13 protein-coding genes are annotated in these 16,806 nt (G+C 60.1%); 8 read left to right on the plus strand and 5 right to left on the minus strand.

The window, feature by feature from the left end:
* Nucleotides 1-12: 12 nt before the first annotated feature.
* The 5 genes from dnaA to gabP all read left to right on the plus strand — a co-directional run bounded on the left by dnaA (nt 13) and on the right by gabP (nt 7,914).
* Entirely contained in the window at nt 13-1,539 is a 1,527-nt protein-coding gene (dnaA, locus tag QMK47_RS00910; RefSeq protein WP_258690091.1) for a chromosomal replication initiator protein DnaA, read from the plus strand.
* A 39-nt stretch (nt 1,540-1,578) separates the two neighbouring features.
* Nucleotides 1,579-2,682, plus strand: coding sequence for a DNA polymerase III subunit beta (dnaN, locus tag QMK47_RS00915; RefSeq protein WP_003196145.1), 1,104 nt, complete (start codon nt 1,579-1,581; stop codon nt 2,680-2,682).
* Nucleotides 2,683-2,690: 8 nt separating this feature from the next.
* The gene (gene recF / locus QMK47_RS00920; protein ID WP_003196148.1) at nt 2,691-3,794 is read left to right on the plus strand and encodes a DNA replication/repair protein RecF; all 1,104 of its coding nucleotides are present in this window, start codon (nt 2,691-2,693) and stop codon (nt 3,792-3,794) included.
* Between the two features lie 5 nt (nt 3,795-3,799).
* Nucleotides 3,800-6,217, plus strand: a complete 2,418-nt coding sequence (gene gyrB, locus QMK47_RS00925; protein WP_253470577.1) for a DNA topoisomerase (ATP-hydrolyzing) subunit B — start codon at nt 3,800-3,802, stop codon at nt 6,215-6,217.
* A 302-nt stretch (nt 6,218-6,519) separates the two neighbouring features.
* On the plus strand, nt 6,520-7,914 hold the full coding sequence (gene gabP / locus QMK47_RS00930) for a GABA permease (RefSeq protein ID WP_320389668.1): 1,395 nt from the start codon (nt 6,520-6,522) through the stop codon (nt 7,912-7,914).
* A gap of 52 nt (nt 7,915-7,966) precedes the next feature.
* Here the strand turns inward: gabP and QMK47_RS00935 are convergent, their stop codons facing one another.
* A complete protein-coding gene (locus QMK47_RS00935) occupies nt 7,967-8,701 on the minus strand; it encodes a response regulator transcription factor (RefSeq protein ID WP_320389669.1) in 735 nt (244 codons plus the stop codon).
* A gap of 223 nt (nt 8,702-8,924) precedes the next feature.
* Between QMK47_RS00935 and QMK47_RS00940 the strand changes: the two genes are divergently transcribed.
* Nucleotides 8,925-10,442 carry a sensor histidine kinase gene (locus QMK47_RS00940; RefSeq protein ID WP_320389670.1) on the plus strand — a complete coding sequence of 506 codons (1,518 nt, stop codon included), beginning with the start codon at nt 8,925-8,927 and terminating at the stop codon, nt 10,440-10,442.
* A 178-nt stretch (nt 10,443-10,620) separates the two neighbouring features.
* On the opposite strand, the gene QMK47_RS00945 is transcribed toward QMK47_RS00940, so the two are convergent.
* The 4 genes from QMK47_RS00945 to glyQ all read right to left on the minus strand — a co-directional run bounded on the left by QMK47_RS00945 (nt 10,621) and on the right by glyQ (nt 15,026).
* The gene (locus QMK47_RS00945; protein WP_214511134.1) at nt 10,621-11,400 is read right to left on the minus strand and encodes a lysophospholipid acyltransferase family protein; all 780 of its coding nucleotides are present in this window, start codon (nt 11,398-11,400) and stop codon (nt 10,621-10,623) included.
* Nucleotides 11,401-11,480: 80 nt separating this feature from the next.
* The gene (gene gmhB / locus QMK47_RS00950; RefSeq protein ID WP_214511226.1) at nt 11,481-12,020 is read right to left on the minus strand and encodes a D-glycero-beta-D-manno-heptose 1,7-bisphosphate 7-phosphatase; all 540 of its coding nucleotides are present in this window, start codon (nt 12,018-12,020) and stop codon (nt 11,481-11,483) included.
* Between the two features lie 4 nt (nt 12,021-12,024).
* Nucleotides 12,025-14,076, minus strand: a complete 2,052-nt coding sequence (gene glyS / locus QMK47_RS00955) for a glycine--tRNA ligase subunit beta (RefSeq protein ID WP_253470581.1) — start codon at nt 14,074-14,076, stop codon at nt 12,025-12,027.
* On the minus strand, nt 14,073-15,026 hold the full coding sequence (gene glyQ / locus QMK47_RS00960; RefSeq protein ID WP_320389671.1) for a glycine--tRNA ligase subunit alpha: 954 nt from the start codon (nt 15,024-15,026) through the stop codon (nt 14,073-14,075). Before glyQ ends, glyS begins: the two co-directional genes overlap by 4 nt.
* Before the next feature lie 81 nt (nt 15,027-15,107).
* Between glyQ and QMK47_RS00965 the strand changes: the two genes are divergently transcribed.
* Both QMK47_RS00965 and QMK47_RS00970 read left to right on the plus strand, forming a co-directional pair.
* Complete coding sequence (locus QMK47_RS00965) at nt 15,108-15,665, plus strand: DNA-3-methyladenine glycosylase I (RefSeq protein WP_258690094.1); 558 nt, start codon at nt 15,108-15,110, stop codon at nt 15,663-15,665.
* Between the two features lie 43 nt (nt 15,666-15,708).
* Entirely contained in the window at nt 15,709-16,596 is an 888-nt protein-coding gene (locus tag QMK47_RS00970) for a lysophospholipid acyltransferase (protein ID WP_253470585.1), read from the plus strand.
* The last annotated feature ends 210 nt before the right edge of the window (nt 16,597-16,806 follow it).

Below are 16,806 nucleotides of genomic sequence, written 5' to 3' on the forward strand. Positions count from 1 at the left end.
TAGGGGATATCCGTGTCAGTGGAACTTTGGCAGCAGTGCGTGGAGCTTTTGCGCGATGAGCTGCCTGCCCAACAATTCAACACTTGGATCCGTCCACTACAGGTCGAAGCCGAAGGCGACGAGTTGCGTGTCTATGCACCGAACCGTTTCGTTCTCGACTGGGTCAACGAAAAGTACCTGGGCCGGGTCATGGAACTGCTCGACGAGCATGGCAATGGCATGGCGCCTGCGTTGTCCTTATTAATAGGCAGCAAGCGCAGCTCGGCACCGCGCGCCGCACCCAACGCGCCGCTGGCCGCCGCAGCGTCACAGGCCCAGCAGGCTGCAACGGCACCGGTTAACAACCATGTTGCCCCGGCACCCGCGCCTGCCCCGAGCAAACGCAACGCACAAAAGGTCGCCGAGGTCAGCGAAGAGCCCTCCCGGGACAGCTTCGACCCGATGGCCGGTGCCAGCTCCCAGCAGGCTCCGGTGCGTGCCGAACAGCGCACCGTCCAGGTCGAAGGTGCGCTCAAGCACACCAGCTACCTGAACCGGACCTTTACCTTCGAGAATTTCGTCGAAGGTAAATCCAACCAACTGGCTCGCGCTGCGGCCTGGCAGGTCGCGGACAACCCCAAGCATGGCTATAACCCGCTGTTCCTTTATGGCGGCGTAGGCTTGGGTAAGACCCACTTGATGCATGCGGTGGGCAACCACCTATTAAAGAAGAACCCGAATGCCAAGGTCGTGTACCTGCATTCCGAGCGTTTCGTGGCCGACATGGTCAAGGCGCTGCAACTGAACGCGATCAACGAGTTCAAGCGTTTCTACCGTTCGGTGGACGCTTTGCTGATCGACGATATTCAGTTCTTCGCCCGCAAGGAACGTTCCCAGGAAGAGTTTTTCCACACCTTCAACGCATTGCTTGAAGGCGGGCAGCAGGTCATTCTCACCAGTGACCGCTACCCGAAAGAAATCGAAGGCCTTGAAGAGCGCCTAAAGTCGCGTTTCGGCTGGGGCCTGACGGTGGCCGTCGAGCCGCCCGAGCTGGAAACCCGGGTCGCGATCCTGATGAAGAAAGCCGACCAGGCCAAGGTCGAGCTGCCTCACGATGCCGCGTTCTTCATCGCCCAGCGTATCCGCTCCAACGTGCGTGAGCTCGAAGGTGCCCTCAAGCGGGTGATCGCTCACTCGCACTTCATGGGCCGTGACATCACCATCGAGTTGATTCGCGAATCCTTGAAGGACCTGTTGGCGCTTCAGGACAAACTGGTCTCTGTGGATAACATTCAGCGAACCGTTGCGGAATACTACAAAATCAAGATTTCCGACCTGCTGTCCAAACGCCGTTCGCGTTCGGTAGCACGTCCGCGTCAGGTGGCCATGGCCTTGTCCAAGGAATTGACCAACCACAGCCTGCCGGAAATCGGCGATGTGTTTGGCGGACGCGACCACACCACCGTGCTGCACGCCTGCCGCAAGATCAACGAACTTAAGGAATCCGACGCGGACATCCGCGAGGACTACAAGAACCTGCTGCGTACACTGACCACTTGATGACCACCAGCGCAGCTTATTAAGGCAAGGGACTAGACCATGCATTTCACCATTCAACGCGAAGCCCTGTTGAAACCCCTGCAACTGGTCGCAGGCGTCGTCGAACGCCGCCAGACCTTGCCGGTACTTTCCAACGTGCTGCTGGTTGTCGAAGGCCAGCAATTGTCGCTGACCGGTACCGACCTGGAAGTCGAGCTGGTCGGTCGTGTGCAACTTGAAGAACCGGCCGATCCGGGTTCCATCACCGTGCCGGCGCGCAAGCTGATGGACATCTGCAAGAGCCTGCCCAACGACGCGCTGATCGACATCAAGGTCGATGAGCAGAAGCTCGTGGTCAAGGCCGGCCGCAGCCGCTTCACCTTGTCCACGCTGCCAGCCAACGATTTCCCGACCGTTGAAGAAGGCCCGGGTTCGCTGACCTGCAGCCTGGACCAGAGCAAATTGCGTCGCCTGATCGAACGCACCAGTTTCGCCATGGCCCAGCAGGACGTGCGTTATTACCTCAACGGCATGCTCCTGGAAGTGTCGGCCGGCGTCATCCGCGCCGTCGCCACCGACGGCCACCGCCTGGCCATGTGCTCGATGCAGGCCGATATCGGTCAGCCGGATCGCCACCAGGTGATCGTGCCGCGCAAAGGTATCCTGGAGTTGGCCCGCCTGCTGACCGAGCCGGACGGCAACGTCAGCATCGTGCTGGGCCAGCACCACATCCGCGCCACCACTGGCGAGTTCACCTTCACGTCGAAGCTGGTGGACGGCAAGTTCCCTGACTACGAGCGCGTGCTACCAAAAGGTGGCGACAAGCTGGTCCTGGGCGATCGCCAGGCGCTGCGCGAAGCTTTCAGCCGTACCGCGATCCTGTCCAACGAGAAGTACCGTGGCATCCGCCTGCAACTGGCCAATGGTCAGCTGAAGATCCAGGCGAACAACCCGGAGCAGGAAGAAGCGGAAGAAGAAGTAGGCGTTGAGTACAACGGCGGCTCCCTGGAAATCGGCTTCAACGTCAGCTACCTGCTCGACGTGCTGGGCGTGATGACCACCGAGCAAGTGCGTCTGATCCTGTCCGACTCCAACAGCAGTGCGCTGGTGCAGGAGTCCGATAACGACGATTCGGCTTACGTTGTCATGCCGATGCGTCTGTAACCAGCTAGATGTCCTTAAGTCGCGTCTCGGTCACCGCGGTGCGCAATCTGCACCCGGTGACCTTCTCCCCTTCCCCCCGCATCAATATCCTTTACGGCGCCAACGGCAGCGGCAAAACCAGCGTCCTGGAAGCCGTGCACCTGCTCGGGCTTGCCCGTTCGTTTCGCAGCACCCGCCTGTTACCGGTCATCCAGTACGATCAACTGGCATGCACGGTGTTCGGGCAGGTGGAACTGGCTGAAGGCGGCCACAGCGCCCTGGGGATATCGCGGGACAGGCAAGGCGAGTTCCAGATCCGCATCGATGGGCAGAACGCTCGCAGCGCTGCTCAGCTGGCAGAGATCCTGCCATTGCAGTTGATCAACCCGGACAGCTTCCGTCTGTTGGAGGGCGCACCGAAGATTCGCCGGCAATTTCTCGACTGGGGCGTGTTCCACGTGGAACCGCGCTTCATGACCACTTGGCAACGCCTGCAGAAGGCGCTGCGCCAGCGAAACTCTTGGCTGCGACATGGTACACTTGACGCCGTTTCGCAAGCGGTTTGGGACAGGGAACTGTGCCAGGCCAGCGCTGAAATCGATGAATACCGCCGCGCTTACATCAAAGCCTTGAAACCGGTCTTCGAGCAGACCTTGAGCGAACTGGTTGAGCTTGAGGGCCTGACGCTCAGCTATTACCGAGGCTGGGACAAGGACCGGGAACTGAGCACCGTGTTGGCTGGCTCGCTGCAGCGCGACCAGCAGATGGGCCATACCCAGGCCGGACCACAACGTGCTGACTTGCGCCTCAGATTGGGCGCACATAACGCCGCGGACATCTTGTCCCGGGGGCAGCAGAAGTTGGTGGTGTGTGCCTTGCGTATCGCCCAGGGGCATCTGGTCAGCCAGGCCCGCCGCGGTCAGTGTATTTATCTGGTGGATGACTTGCCGTCCGAGCTGGACGAAGCCCACCGCCGCGCACTATGCCGCTTGCTGGAAGACTTACGCTGCCAGGTTTTCATCACCTGTGTAGATCACGAATTATTGAGGGAAGGCTGGCAGACGGAAACGCCAGTCGCTCTGTTCCACGTGGAACAGGGCCGTATCACCCAGACCCACGACCATCGGGAGTGAAGGCATTGAGCGAAGAAAATACGTACGACTCAACGAGCATTAAAGTGCTGAAAGGCCTGGATGCCGTACGCAAACGTCCCGGTATGTACATTGGTGACACCGACGATGGTAGCGGCCTGCACCACATGGTGTTCGAGGTGGTCGACAACTCCATCGACGAAGCCCTCGCCGGCCATTGCGACGACATCAGCATCATCATCCACCCGGATGAGTCCATCACCGTTCGCGACAACGGCCGTGGCATCCCGGTAGACGTGCATAAAGAGGAAGGCGTTTCCGCCGCCGAGGTCATCATGACCGTCCTCCACGCAGGCGGTAAGTTCGACGACAACTCCTACAAGGTCTCTGGCGGCCTGCACGGCGTAGGTGTTTCGGTAGTGAACGCACTGTCGGAAGAGCTGGTCCTGACCGTTCGCCGCAGCGGCAAGATCTGGGAGCAGACCTACATCCACGGCGTGCCCCAGGCACCCATGGCGATCGTTGGTGACAGCGAAAGCACCGGCACCCAGATTCACTTCAAGGCCTCGAGCGAAACCTTCAAGAACATCCACTTCAGCTGGGACATCCTGGCCAAGCGGATTCGTGAACTGTCCTTCCTCAACTCCGGTGTCGGCATCGTCCTCAAGGACGAGCGCAGTGGCAAGGAAGAGCTGTTCAAGTACGAAGGTGGCCTGCGTGCGTTCGTTGAGTATCTGAACACCAACAAGACCCCGGTCAACCAGGTGTTCCACTTCAACGTCCAGCGTGAAGACGGCATCGGCGTGGAAATCGCCCTGCAGTGGAACGACAGCTTCAACGAGAACCTGTTGTGCTTCACCAACAACATCCCGCAGCGCGACGGCGGTACTCACCTGGTGGGCTTCCGTTCGGCGCTGACCCGCAACCTGAACACCTACATCGAACAGGAAGGCCTGGCGAAGAAGCACAAAGTCGCCACCACCGGTGACGATGCCCGTGAAGGCCTGACCGCGATCATCTCGGTGAAAGTGCCGGATCCGAAGTTCAGCTCCCAGACCAAGGACAAGTTGGTGTCTTCCGAAGTGAAGACCGCGGTCGAACAGGAGATGGGCAAGTACTTCTCCGACTTCCTGCTGGAAAACCCGAACGAAGCCAAGCTGGTGGTCGGCAAGATGATCGACGCCGCTCGTGCCCGTGAAGCGGCGCGCAAGGCCCGTGAGATGACCCGCCGCAAAGGCGCGCTGGACATCGCCGGCCTGCCGGGCAAACTGGCTGACTGCCAGGAAAAGGACCCTGCCCTGTCCGAGCTGTACCTGGTGGAAGGTGACTCTGCTGGCGGTTCCGCCAAGCAGGGCCGCAACCGCCGTACCCAGGCCATCCTGCCGCTCAAGGGCAAGATTCTCAACGTCGAGAAGGCGCGCTTCGACAAGATGATTTCCTCCCAGGAAGTCGGCACCTTGATCACGGCGTTGGGCTGCGGCATTGGCCGCGAAGAGTACAACATCGACAAGCTGCGCTATCACAACATCATCATCATGACCGATGCTGACGTCGACGGTTCGCACATCCGTACCCTGCTGCTGACGTTCTTCTTCCGTCAGTTGCCGGAGCTGATCGAGCGCGGCTACATCTACATCGCCCAGCCGCCGCTGTACAAGGTCAAGAAAGGCAAGCAAGAGCAATACATCAAAGACGACGACGCCATGGAAGAGTACATGACGCAGTCGGCCCTGGAAGACGCGAGCCTGCACCTGAACGAAGATGCCCCAGGCATTTCCGGTGAAGCCCTCGAGCGCCTGGTGAATGACTTCCGCCTGGTGATGAAGACCCTCAAGCGTCTGTCGCGCCTGTACCCACAGGAACTGACCGAGCACTTCATCTACCTGCCCGCCGTAAGCCTGGAGCAACTGTCCGATCACGCAGCGATGCAGGATTGGCTGGCCCAGTACGAAGTACGCCTGCGCACCGTGGAAAAATCCGGCCTGGTCTACAAAGCCAGCCTGCGTGAAGACCGTGAACGTAACGTCTGGCTGCCGGAGGTCGAGCTGATCTCCCACGGCCTGTCGAACTACGTCACCTTCAACCGCGACTTCTTCGGCAGCAACGACTACAAGACCGTCGTATCCCTCGGCGCGCAACTGAGCACGCTGCTGGACGACGGTGCGTACATCCAACGGGGTGAGCGCAAGAAAGCCGTGACCGAGTTCAAGGAAGCCCTTGAATGGCTGATGGCCGAAAGCACCAAGCGCCACACCATCCAGCGATACAAAGGTCTGGGTGAGATGAACCCGGATCAGCTGTGGGAAACCACCATGGACCCAGGCTCGCGCCGGATGCTGAAAGTCACCATCGAAGACGCCATTGGCGCGGACCAGATCTTCAACACCCTGATGGGTGATGCGGTCGAGCCTCGTCGTGACTTCATCGAGAGCAATGCGCTGGCGGTATCCAACCTGGATTTCTGATCCCTTCAGCAGCACCGCTCCAAAAAAAAGCCAACGCTTATGCGTTGGCTTTTTTTTACGTTTGAAAAACGTGCACCCTTTTCAGGCCTGTGGATAAAAAACGGGGTAACTCGGTAACACCTTGGCACAAAGCCTTCATGCTCAATAGGTTAGGAATTGAGTGAGAGCCCCGGATAACGGGGCCTCAGATTTTCTGGCGCAGAACTTGCGTGTTGAATAAATTACACATCGTTTCTTTAAATTGACAGGGGAGCGGTGGGTACGAGGTGACACGAATAAATCCAACACCAAGGGTAGTCTCAATGAGCGGTACGCAAACTTCCAATCATCTGGAGCAAGGGCTCAAACCCCGGCATGTGACGATGCTATCCATCGCCGGCGTCATCGGCGCTGGCCTTTTCGTTGGCTCCGGCCACGCCATCGCGGCGGCCGGTCCAGCCGTGCTGCTGGCTTACGCTGCCGCGGGTGCCCTGGTGGTGCTGGTGATGCGGATGCTGGGCGAAATGGCGGTGGCCTCGCCCGACACCGGTTCCTTCTCCACCTATGCTGACCGTGCGATTGGTCATTGGGCCGGTTTCACCATCGGCTGGCTCTACTGGTGGTTCTGGGTGCTGGTTATTCCGCTGGAGGCCAACGCCGCCGCGACGATCCTGCATGCCTGGTTTCCGAACGTGGCGATCTGGGCCTTCACCTTGGTCATCACCCTGCTGCTGACGGTCACCAACCTGTTCAGCGTGAAGAATTACGGGGAGTTCGAATTCTGGTTCGCCTTGGTCAAGGTAGTGGCGATCATCGGCTTCATCGGTCTTGGTGTGATGGCGATCTTCGGCGTGCTGCCCACCAGCCAGGTCAGCGGTGTTTCGCACCTGTTCGACACCCAGGGCTTCCTGCCCAACGGTATGGGCGCGGTGTTGGGGGCAATCCTGACCACCATGTTTTCGTTCATGGGCACCGAGATCGTGACCATCGCGGCGGCCGAATCGAAGAACCCTGGCCAGCAGATTTCCAAGGCGACCAACTCGGTTATCTGGCGGATTGGCTTGTTCTATCTTGTCTCTATCTTCATCGTTGTCGCCCTGGTGCCGTGGAACGATCCGCTCCTGGCCAGCGTCGGTTCCTACCAGACGGTGTTGGAGCGCATGGGCATCCCCAATGCCAAACTGATCGTCGATATCGTCGTTCTGGTGGCAGTTACGAGCTGCCTGAACTCGGCGCTGTATACGGCTTCGCGGATGATGTTCTCGTTGGGCAAGCGTGGTGATGCGCCGGCCGTTTCCCAGCGCACCAACAAGAGCGGTACACCTTACTGGGCGGTGATGCTGTCGACCGTGGCGGCCTTCCTGGCGGTATTCGCCAACTACGTGGCGCCGGCTGCTGTGTTTGATTTCCTCCTGGCCAGCTCCGGCGCCATTGCGTTGCTGGTGTACCTGGTCATCGCGATTTCGCAGCTGCGCATGCGCAAACAACGCATGGCGCGTGGTGAAAAAGTCGCCTTCAGCATGTGGCTGTTCCCCGGCCTGACCTACGCGGTGATTGTCTTCATCGTGGGAGCCTTGACCATCATGCTGTTCCAGGAAGCCCATCGTGTGGAGATCCTGGCGACGGGGCTGCTGAGTGTTTTGGTGGTGGTGTCCGGTTTGCTGATACAGCGCCGCCGGATCGCTAAGGCAGGAAGCCTGGTGCAGACGATCGGTTGATATCCATTGTGGCGAGGGGATTTATCCCCTCGCCACGGATGTAATCAAATAACTAACTCGCGACAGACGCTTCGCTCCCCGCCGTCACGCTCTCCAGCCGATACCCATACCCATAAATCGTCAGCAATTGCCAACCCCGGTCTGCCGTCAGGCCGAGCTTGTTGCGCAGGCGATAGATGTGGGTGTCGAGCGGGCGGGACGAGGTCATTTCCTCGTGGGTCCAGAAGCGTTCATAGAAATACTCCCGAGACAGCGGCCGGCCCAGGTTGGCGAACAGGCACCGGGCCAGGCGGTATTCCCGCTCGGTCAGGCTGATGGGTATGCCGGCGCGGGTAATGGTCAGCTCGGCGTCGTCGAACGCCAGGTCGTTGAACACCAGCACATCGCTGGCGGGCGCGCGTTGCAGGTTGTGACGGCGCAACACAGCGGTGACCCGGGCCTTGAGCTCGTTGGGCCGGAAGGGTTTGCTCACATAGTCGTCAGCACCGGCGTTGAGGGCCTGGACGATGTCGTGTTCGCCGTCTCGGCTGGTCAGCATGATGGCGGCCGGTGGCGAATCCATGTGCTCGCGGGTCCAGCGCAGCAATGAAAGCCCGCTGATGTCCGGCAGTTGCCAGTCGAGGATCAACAGGTCGAAGGTTTCCCGGCGCAGTTGCCGCAACAAGTCGTCGCCTCGCTCAAAGCTGTGCAGGGTCCAGGCTTGCTCGCCCCTGCCGGGGATTTGTTGCAGGGTCTGTTCTACCCGGCGTAGCTCGGCCGGTTCATCGTCCAGTATGGCGACACGCATGGAATGCGATTCCTTGATCTCGAGAGTAACGGACATCTTCAGGTGGCAATGAAACGCAGCCGGTGGCTGATTCGTTGTCATTGACCTGTCGCTGGCTGCGACAATACCGGCTCGCGGCACAGAGGGAAAGGCAGCAGCGCGTCACCCATCGAGTCCCGTTATAGTCATGGGCTTTGCAGGCCCGTAAAGAAATCCCCAGTCCTTGAGGTTGGCCAGGAGGCCTATGAGTAACCAGCGTCGCCGTGAAAGTCGTGAGCCAACCCAGGTCCAGCAGTTGTTTCGTCAGTTGGTGCGGGAGTGGTTGTGGATAAGTTTGTTGCTGTTGCCGCTGACGGCCTTGCTGTCATTGAGCAGCCAATCGACGGGTAACCATCTAGGCGCTGTGTTGTTGTCGGTGTGTCTGGTGGCCTGTGTATTGGGCCTGTTGCTGTTGCGCCCGCGCCTGGCCTTGTGGACAACAGTGGGCGGCATGAGCCTGGCCCTGTTGATCAGTGCAGTGCTGGGCGCGCGAGGCTGGTGGTGGTCGCCCATGGCAAGTGTGCTGGGCATGCTGTTCGGCTACCTGATCTGGAATTGGCGGCGCCTGAGCGTGGTGCTGGCCTATTTCGGCTGGGAGCTGGCACGCCTGGACGCGGAGCCCAAGGTTTTCCCGGAGCGTCGCCGCGCCTCCTACACCGGCAGCGACCGCTTGCAGGGGCAGATCATGGCCCTGGAACAAGCCATGAGTCGAACCCGCGACACCCGGCGCTTCATTGCCGACGGCCTGGAATACCTGCCGGTGGCGACCATGATCAGTGATCCTCAAGGCAAGCTGTTGCTTGGCAATCGCAAGGCGCGCGAGTTGTTCGGCCATGGCCTGGCGGGCGGCGACGTGCTGGAGCATCTCGGGCAATTGGGTTATCCAGGGTTGGAGCATGGGGCGCATCATCGGTTATCCACATTGCCCTTGGTGGAGTTTCGCGACATTCGCGAGCGCAGCTTGCGCCTGGAACGGGCGGCGTTATTGCCGGTTGATGGCGATGCGCCGATTGGCTGGTTGTTGAGCCTCACGGACCTGAGTGCCGAACGTGAGGCTGAAGAACAGCGCAGCGTCATGCTGCGTTTTCTCTCCCACGACTTGCGCGCCCCGCACTCGGCGATCCTTGCATTGCTCGATGTGCAGCGGCATCAGGTCGGTGGGGATAATCCGCTGTTCGACCAGATCGAGCGTCAGGTACGTCGCGCCCTGGACCTGACCGAGGGCTTCGTGCAATTGGCCAAGGCCGAATCCGAGGCGTATCAATTCCAGCCGACGCTGTTCGCCATGCTGGTGCTGGATGTGCTCGACCAGGCGCTGCCCATCGCCCAGGCAAAACGCATCCAGTTGATTCATGAAATAGCGGATGAAGAGGCGATGGTGAGGGCGGATCAACCGTTGCTGACCCGTGCCCTGTTCAATCTGCTGGAAAACGCCATCAAGTACAGTGCGCCCGACGCCTGCATTTCGCTGCAGGTTCATTGCACCCCGGGCTGGTTGATCTGCAATGTCGCCGACCAGGGCAAAGGCATCAGCGCCGAAGAACTACCCGACCTGTTCAGTCAGTACCGACGGTTTTCCTCGGCTCACGGGGTCGATGGAATTGGCTTGGGGCTGTCGATGGTCAAGGCCGTGGTTGACCATCACGAGGGGAAAATCGAGTGCCGTAGCGTGGTGGGTAAAGGCACGACGTTCAGCCTGCGTTTCCCGTTATTGGAAGATTGAAAAAGATCGCGGCTTTCGGCTGTAGGAGCTGCCGAAGGCCGCGATTTTTTGGTGCTATAAAAAACTTATGCACCTAACCGCGGGTTTTATGTGTTTAGGAAATATGTATTAAAAACATAGACCTACAGCATAAAAACAACGGATTTCGAAAAAACGGTACACAGGTTATCCACAGATCTCAAACAGCGAGCTGGTCGGTGGTGGCCGGTGTTGTCGGGGTCGGAGGCAGCGAGCCCATTTCCCGTTGTGTCTGTTCATTCCAGGCTTGGACTCGGTCATTGAGCTCGGCGATGGCGCGCGGCCCAGTGCCTTCGGCATACATCGGCGCGCCGATCACCACAGTGATGACGCCTGGTTTCCTGATCCAGCCAGCCTTGGGCCAGAATTTGCCGGCATTGTGTGCAATCGGCAGCACGGGTAGATCGGCGTTCACGGCCAATGCCGAACCGCTGCGGGAGAATTTGCCGACGGTTCCATAAGGAACACGGGTGCCCTCGGGGAAGATCAGCACCCAAACGTTATCCTTGAGCAGTTCGTCGCCCTTCTTCGCGACCTGCTTGAGGGCTGCCTTGGGGTTGTCGCGATCGATAGCGATCGGGCGCAGCATCGCCATGGCCCAGCCGAAGAACGGCACGAACAACAGTTCACGCTTGAGCACTTGGCTCAACGGTTCGAAATAGGCCGAGAGAAAGAACGTCTCCCAGGTGCTCTGGTGGTTGGACTGGATCACACAGGGCCGGTCAGGCACATTCTCGGCGCCTTTGATTTCATAGCTGATGCCCAGGAACACCTTGCTCAACCACAGGGCGCAGCGGCACCAGTACACGTTGATGAAACGGTAGCGCGCCTTGAACGGCAAGAAAGGCGCGATAAAAAAACTCAAGGAACACCACAGCAAGGAACTGGTGCCCAACAGCAGGTAAAAGAGAAAGGCGCTGATGGCCTGCAATATAGACATAGCGGCATTTACCGTTGCGGGCAATGCCCGCCTGTTCAAGCGCTTCCCGAACAATCCTTGATCAGGTTGTCTTGGGAGCTCTAATTGTGGATAAGTTCAGCGGCAATCGCCGCCAAGTCGTCAAAAATCAAGGTGCCCACCGGTAGGGTCTTGCCCAGAGTCTTCTCGCCTTTCCCGGTCTTTACCAAAACTGGCTGACAATCGACGGCTTTGGCCGCCTCCAGGTCACCGAGGCTGTCGCCGACGAACCACACACCCGCCAGCGCCACGCCGTAATGCGCGGCAATGGTTTTCAACATGCCCGGCTTGGGCTTGCGGCAATCGCAACCTTCGTCCGGCCCGTGCGGGCAATAGACGATCAGCCCGACTTCCCCGCCCTGCTCCGCCACCAATGCACGCAGGTGCTCGTGCATGGCTTCGAGCATGGCGAGGTCATAATAACCGCGGGCAATGCCCGACTGGTTGGTGGCAACCGCCACCGTCCAGCCGGCCTTGCTCAACTGCGCGATGGCTTCGATTGAACCGGGTAGCGGCAACCACTCCTCCACCGATTTGATGTAAGCGTCGGAGTCGTGATTGATCACCCCGTCCCGATCGAGAATCAGCAGTTTCAACAGCAGCTCCTCAACCCAGCACGGAAATATCGGCAATATTGAGGAACAGGCTGCGCAGGCGTGCCAGCAATGCATAACGATTCTTGCGAACGTCTTCGTTGTCCGCATTCACCATCACGGCTTCAAAGAACGCATCGACCGGCTCGCGCAATGCCGCCAGGCGCGCCAGTGCCTCGGCATAATCGCGTTTTTCCATGAGCGGTTGCACCGACGCATACGCCTGTTGAATCGCCGAGTTGAGCGAAAACTCGGCGGCATTATCAAAGTAACGTGCTTCAACGGCTTTGACGGAAGGCTCGGCCTTGCTCAGCAGGTTCGACACACGCTTGTTCACCGACGCCAGCGCTGCCGCTTCCGGCAATTTACGGAACGCTTGCACCGCTTGTACACGCTGGTCGAAGTCCAGGGCCGAACCTGGTTTCAGGGCACGCACCGACAGGTAGGTCGCGACTTCGACACCTTCGTCTTCATAACGCGCACGCAGGCGGTCGAAGATGAATTCCAGCACGGCATCGGCCAGGCCGGCAGCCTTGACCTTGCTGCCGAACGCATTGACGGCGAACGCCACGGCGTCGTTCAGGTCCAGGTCCAGTTGCTTGTCGATCAGGATCCGCAACACGCCCAGCGCCGCACGACGCAAGGCATAAGGGTCTTTGCTGCCGGTAGGCAGCATGCCGATACCGAAGATGCCGACCAGGGTGTCGAGCTTGTCAGCGATCGCCACGGCCGCACCGGTCAGGGTGGTCGGCAGCTCAGCACCAGCACCGCGCGGCATGTACTGCTCGTTCAGTGCCAGGGCCACGTCTTGCGGCTCGCCATCGTTGAGGGCGTAGTAGTAACCGGCGACGCCTTGCATCTCCGGGAACTCACCGACCATCTCGGTGGACAGGTCGCACTTGGACAGGATGCCAGCACGGGCCGCGCGCTGGGCGTCGCCGCCGATGCGTGGGGCGATGAACGCCGCCAGTTTCGACACGCGCTCGGCCTTGTCGTAGACGCTGCCGAGTTTTTCCTGGAACACCACGTTGCGCAGGCGCTCGTTGAAGCTTTCCAGCGACTGCTTCTTGTCTTGCTTGAAGAAGAACTCGGCATCGGTCAGGCGCGGGCGAACGACTTTTTCGTTACCGGCGATGATCTGCTGCGGGTCCTTGCTTTCGATGTTGGCGACCGTGATGAAGCGCGGCAGCAACTTGCCTTCGGCGTCCAGCAGGCAGAAGTACTTCTGGTTGTCCTGCATGGTGGTGATCAGCGCTTCCTGCGGCACTTCAAGGAAACGTTCCTCGAACGAGCACACCAGCGGCACCGGCCATTCCACCAACGCGGTCACTTCGTCCAGCAGGTTGGCCGGCACGATGGCGGTGCCTTCCTGCAGGGTGGCCAGCTCTTCGGTGCGCTTGCTGATCAGTTCGCGGCGCTCGTTGGCGTCGGCCAGCACGTAGGCGGCACGCAGGTCGGCCAGGTAGTTGGCCGGCGAGGTGATGCGCACGCTCTGTGGGTGATGGAAGCGGTGACCGCGGGAATCGCGACCGGCCTTCTGGGCCAGGATCGTGCAATCGATGACCTGGTCACCGAGCAACATCACCAGCCATTGGGTTGGACGCACGAACTCTTCCTTGCGCGCGGCCCAGCGCATGCGCTTGGGGATCGGCAAGTCATTGAGGGAGTCTTCGACGATGGTCGGCAACAGGCTGGCGGTCGGCTTGCCCTTGATGCTCTGGCTGTAGCGCAGCTTCGGGCCGCTCTGGTCGATTTCGCTCAGGTCCACGCCGCACTTCTTGGCGAAGCCCAGGGCGGCTTGGGTCGGGTTGCCGTCGGCATCGAACGCGGCCTGGCGTGGCGGGCCGTCGAGGTTGATGCTGCGGTCTGGCTGCTGGGTCGCCAGGGCGGTGATCAGCACGGCCAGGCGGCGCGGTGCGGCGTACACCTGTTTGGCTTCGTAGCCCAGGCCGGCGGCTTGCAGGCCTTTGTCGATACCGGCCAGGAACGCATCGGCCAGGGTGTTCAGGGCTTTGGGTGGCAGTTCTTCGGTGCCCAGTTCAACCAGAAAATCTTGAGCACTCATTGTGCAGCCTCCAGCTTAGCCAACACTTCATCACACAGGTCCGGGGTCGCCATCGGGAAGCCCAGCTTGGCACGGGCCAGCAGGTAGGCTTGCGCAACGGAACGCGCCAGGGTGCGCACACGCAGGATGTATTGCTGGCGCGCGGTCACGGAAATCGCCCGGCGTGCATCCAGCAGGTTGAAGGTATGGGACGCCTTCAACACCATTTCATAGCTCGGCAACGGCAGCGGCTGGTCCAGCTCGATCAGGCGCTTGGCTTCGCTTTCGTAGAAATCGAACAGCTCGAACAGCTTCTCGACGTTGGCGTGTTCGAAGTTGTAGGTCGACTGTTCCACTTCGTTCTGGTGGAACACGTCGCCGTAGGTCACTTTGCCGAACGGACCGTCGGCCCACACCAGGTCGTAGACCGAGTCCACACCCTGCAGGTACATGGCCAGGCGTTCGAGGCCGTAGGTGATTTCGCCGGTGACCGGGTAGCACTCGATGCCGCCCGCCTGCTGGAAGTAGGTGAACTGGGTCACTTCCATGCCATTGAGCCAGACTTCCCAGCCCAGGCCCCAGGCGCCCAGGGTTGGCGACTCCCAGTTGTCTTCGACGAAACGAATGTCGTGCACCAGCGGGTCGAGGCCCACGTGCTTGAGCGAGCCCAGGTACAGCTCCTGGAAGTTTTCCGGGTTCGGCTTCAGCACGACCTGGAACTGGTAGTAGTGCTGCAGACGGTTCGGGTTTTCGCCGTAGCGGCCGTCAGTCGGGCGGCGGCTGGGCTGCACATAAGCGGCGTTCCAGGTTTCCGGGCCGATGGCACGCAGAAACGTGGCAGTGTGGAAAGTGCCGGCGCCTACTTCCATATCGTAGGGCTGAAGTACCACGCAACCTTGCTCGGCCCAGTATTGCTGGAGGGCGAGGATCAAGTCTTGGAAGGTACGCACGGCTGGCGTAGGCTGGCTCACGAAATTCACCTGTTTCTTGGGCTGCGATTTAAAGAGCGGGAGTATACCCGATTCGTTCGTGCGCACGCCCCCTGGAGCCTTATGCCACGCTGCTTTTGGTGTTCTGACGATCCGTTGTACATGGCTTATCACGATCAGGAGTGGGGCACGCCGCTGCGCGATGCGCAGGGTTTGTTCGAGTTGCTTTTGCTCGAAGGGTTCCAGGCCGGGTTGTCCTGGATCACCGTTTTGCGCAAACGCGAGCGCTACCGGGAGGTGCTGTACGGCTTCGATGTGCAGCGGGTGGCGCAGATGAGCGACGCCGAAATCGATGAACTGATGCTCGACCCCGGCATCATTCGCAACCGCCTCAAGCTCAAGGCCGCCCGCCGCAATGCCCAGGCCTGGCTGGCGTTGGAAGACCCGGTGGCATTTCTCTGGTCGTTCGTGGGCGACAAACCCATCATCAATCATTTCAAGGACCGCACCGAAGTGCCGGCCATCACGCCCGAGGCGCTGGCGATGAGCAAAGGCTTGAAAAAAGCCGGGTTCACCTTCGTCGGGCCGACCATTTGCTATGCCTTGATGCAAGCCTCGGGCATGGTCATGGACCACACCCAGGATTGCGACCGCTACGCCGAGTTGATAAACGGCGGTTAGAATAGCCGGCTCGCAACACGGCCCATACATTCAGGAGTGACCTGTGGATAAGTTGAAAGGCGCCTTGCTGGTCGGCGCTCTGCGGTTGTTTGCGTTGCTGCCCTGGCGGGCGGTGCAAGCGGTGGGCTCGGCCATTGGCTGGTTCATGTGGAAGCTGCCCAACCGCTCCCGCGACGTGGTGCGGATCAATCTCGCCAAATGTTTTCCCGAGATGGACCCGGCCGAGCGCGAACGCCTGGTGGGCCAGAGCCTCAAGGACATCGGCAAATCCCTGACCGAAAGCGCCTGCGCCTGGATCTGGCCGGCCCAGCGTTCCATCGATTTGGTACGTGAAGTCGAAGGCCTGGAGGTGCTGAAGCAAGCGCTGGCCTCCGGCAAAGGCGTGGTCGGCATCACCAGCCACCTGGGCAACTGGGAAGTGCTCAACCACTTCTATTGCAGCCAGTGCAAACCGATCATTTTCTACCGTCCGCCCAAGCTAAAGGCGGTGGATGAATTGCTGCGCAAACAGCGCGTGCAACTGGGCAACAAAGTCGCCGCATCGACCAAGGAAGGCATCCTCAGTGTCATCAAGGAAGTACGCAAGGGCGGCCAGGTGGGCATCCCCGCCGACCCGGAACCGGCCGAATCCGCCGGTATCTTCGTGCCCTTCTTCGCCACCCAGGCCCTGACCAGCAAGTTCGTGCCGAACATGCTCGCCGGCGGCAAAGCGGTCGGCGTCTTCCTTCACGCCCTGCGCCTACCGGATGGCTCCGGCTACAAAGTCATCCTCGAAGCCGCCCCGGACGCGATGTACAGCACCGACACCGAAACTTCGTGCGCCGCCATGAGCCAAGTGGTGGAACGCTACGTGCGGGCCTACCCGAGCCAATACATGTGGAGCATGAAACGCTTCAAGAAACGCCCGCCGGGCGAGGCGCGGTGGTACTGAAGGCCTTTTGCCTCCTATGAGTGGGATTGTTGGTGAATGCAGGATCTGTGAACACCCAAGAACCCCTGTGGGAGCGAGCTTGCTCGCGATGACGGCGGCACATTCAACATCGATGCAAGCAGACCCACCGCTATCGCGAGCAAGCTCGCTCCCACAGTTTTTTCGGGTTGTTCACAGACCTTGCATCCACCACAAATCCCTGTGGGAGCG

Origin of the sequence: Pseudomonas sp. P9_35 (assembly GCF_034008205.1) — a bacterium.
GTDB classification, from domain to species: Bacteria; Pseudomonadota; Gammaproteobacteria; order Pseudomonadales; family Pseudomonadaceae; genus Aquipseudomonas; species Aquipseudomonas kilonensis.

Coding starts and splice junctions, on each gene's coding strand:
- QMK47_RS00965 (WP_258690094.1), top strand. CDS start 15,108: ATGCCACGCTGCTTTTGGTGTTCTGACGATCCGTTGTACATGGCTTAT.
- glyS (WP_253470581.1), bottom strand. CDS start 14,076: ATGAGTGCTCAAGATTTTCTGGTTGAACTGGGCACCGAAGAACTGCCA.
- QMK47_RS00945 (WP_214511134.1), bottom strand. CDS start 11,400: ATGTCTATATTGCAGGCCATCAGCGCCTTTCTCTTTTACCTGCTGTTG.
- gabP (WP_320389668.1), top strand. CDS start 6,520: ATGAGCGGTACGCAAACTTCCAATCATCTGGAGCAAGGGCTCAAACCC.
- recF (WP_003196148.1), top strand. CDS start 2,691: ATGTCCTTAAGTCGCGTCTCGGTCACCGCGGTGCGCAATCTGCACCCG.
- QMK47_RS00940 (WP_320389670.1), top strand. CDS start 8,925: ATGAGTAACCAGCGTCGCCGTGAAAGTCGTGAGCCAACCCAGGTCCAG.
- QMK47_RS00935 (WP_320389669.1), bottom strand. CDS start 8,701: ATGCGTGTCGCCATACTGGACGATGAACCGGCCGAGCTACGCCGGGTA.
- dnaN (WP_003196145.1), top strand. CDS start 1,579: ATGCATTTCACCATTCAACGCGAAGCCCTGTTGAAACCCCTGCAACTG.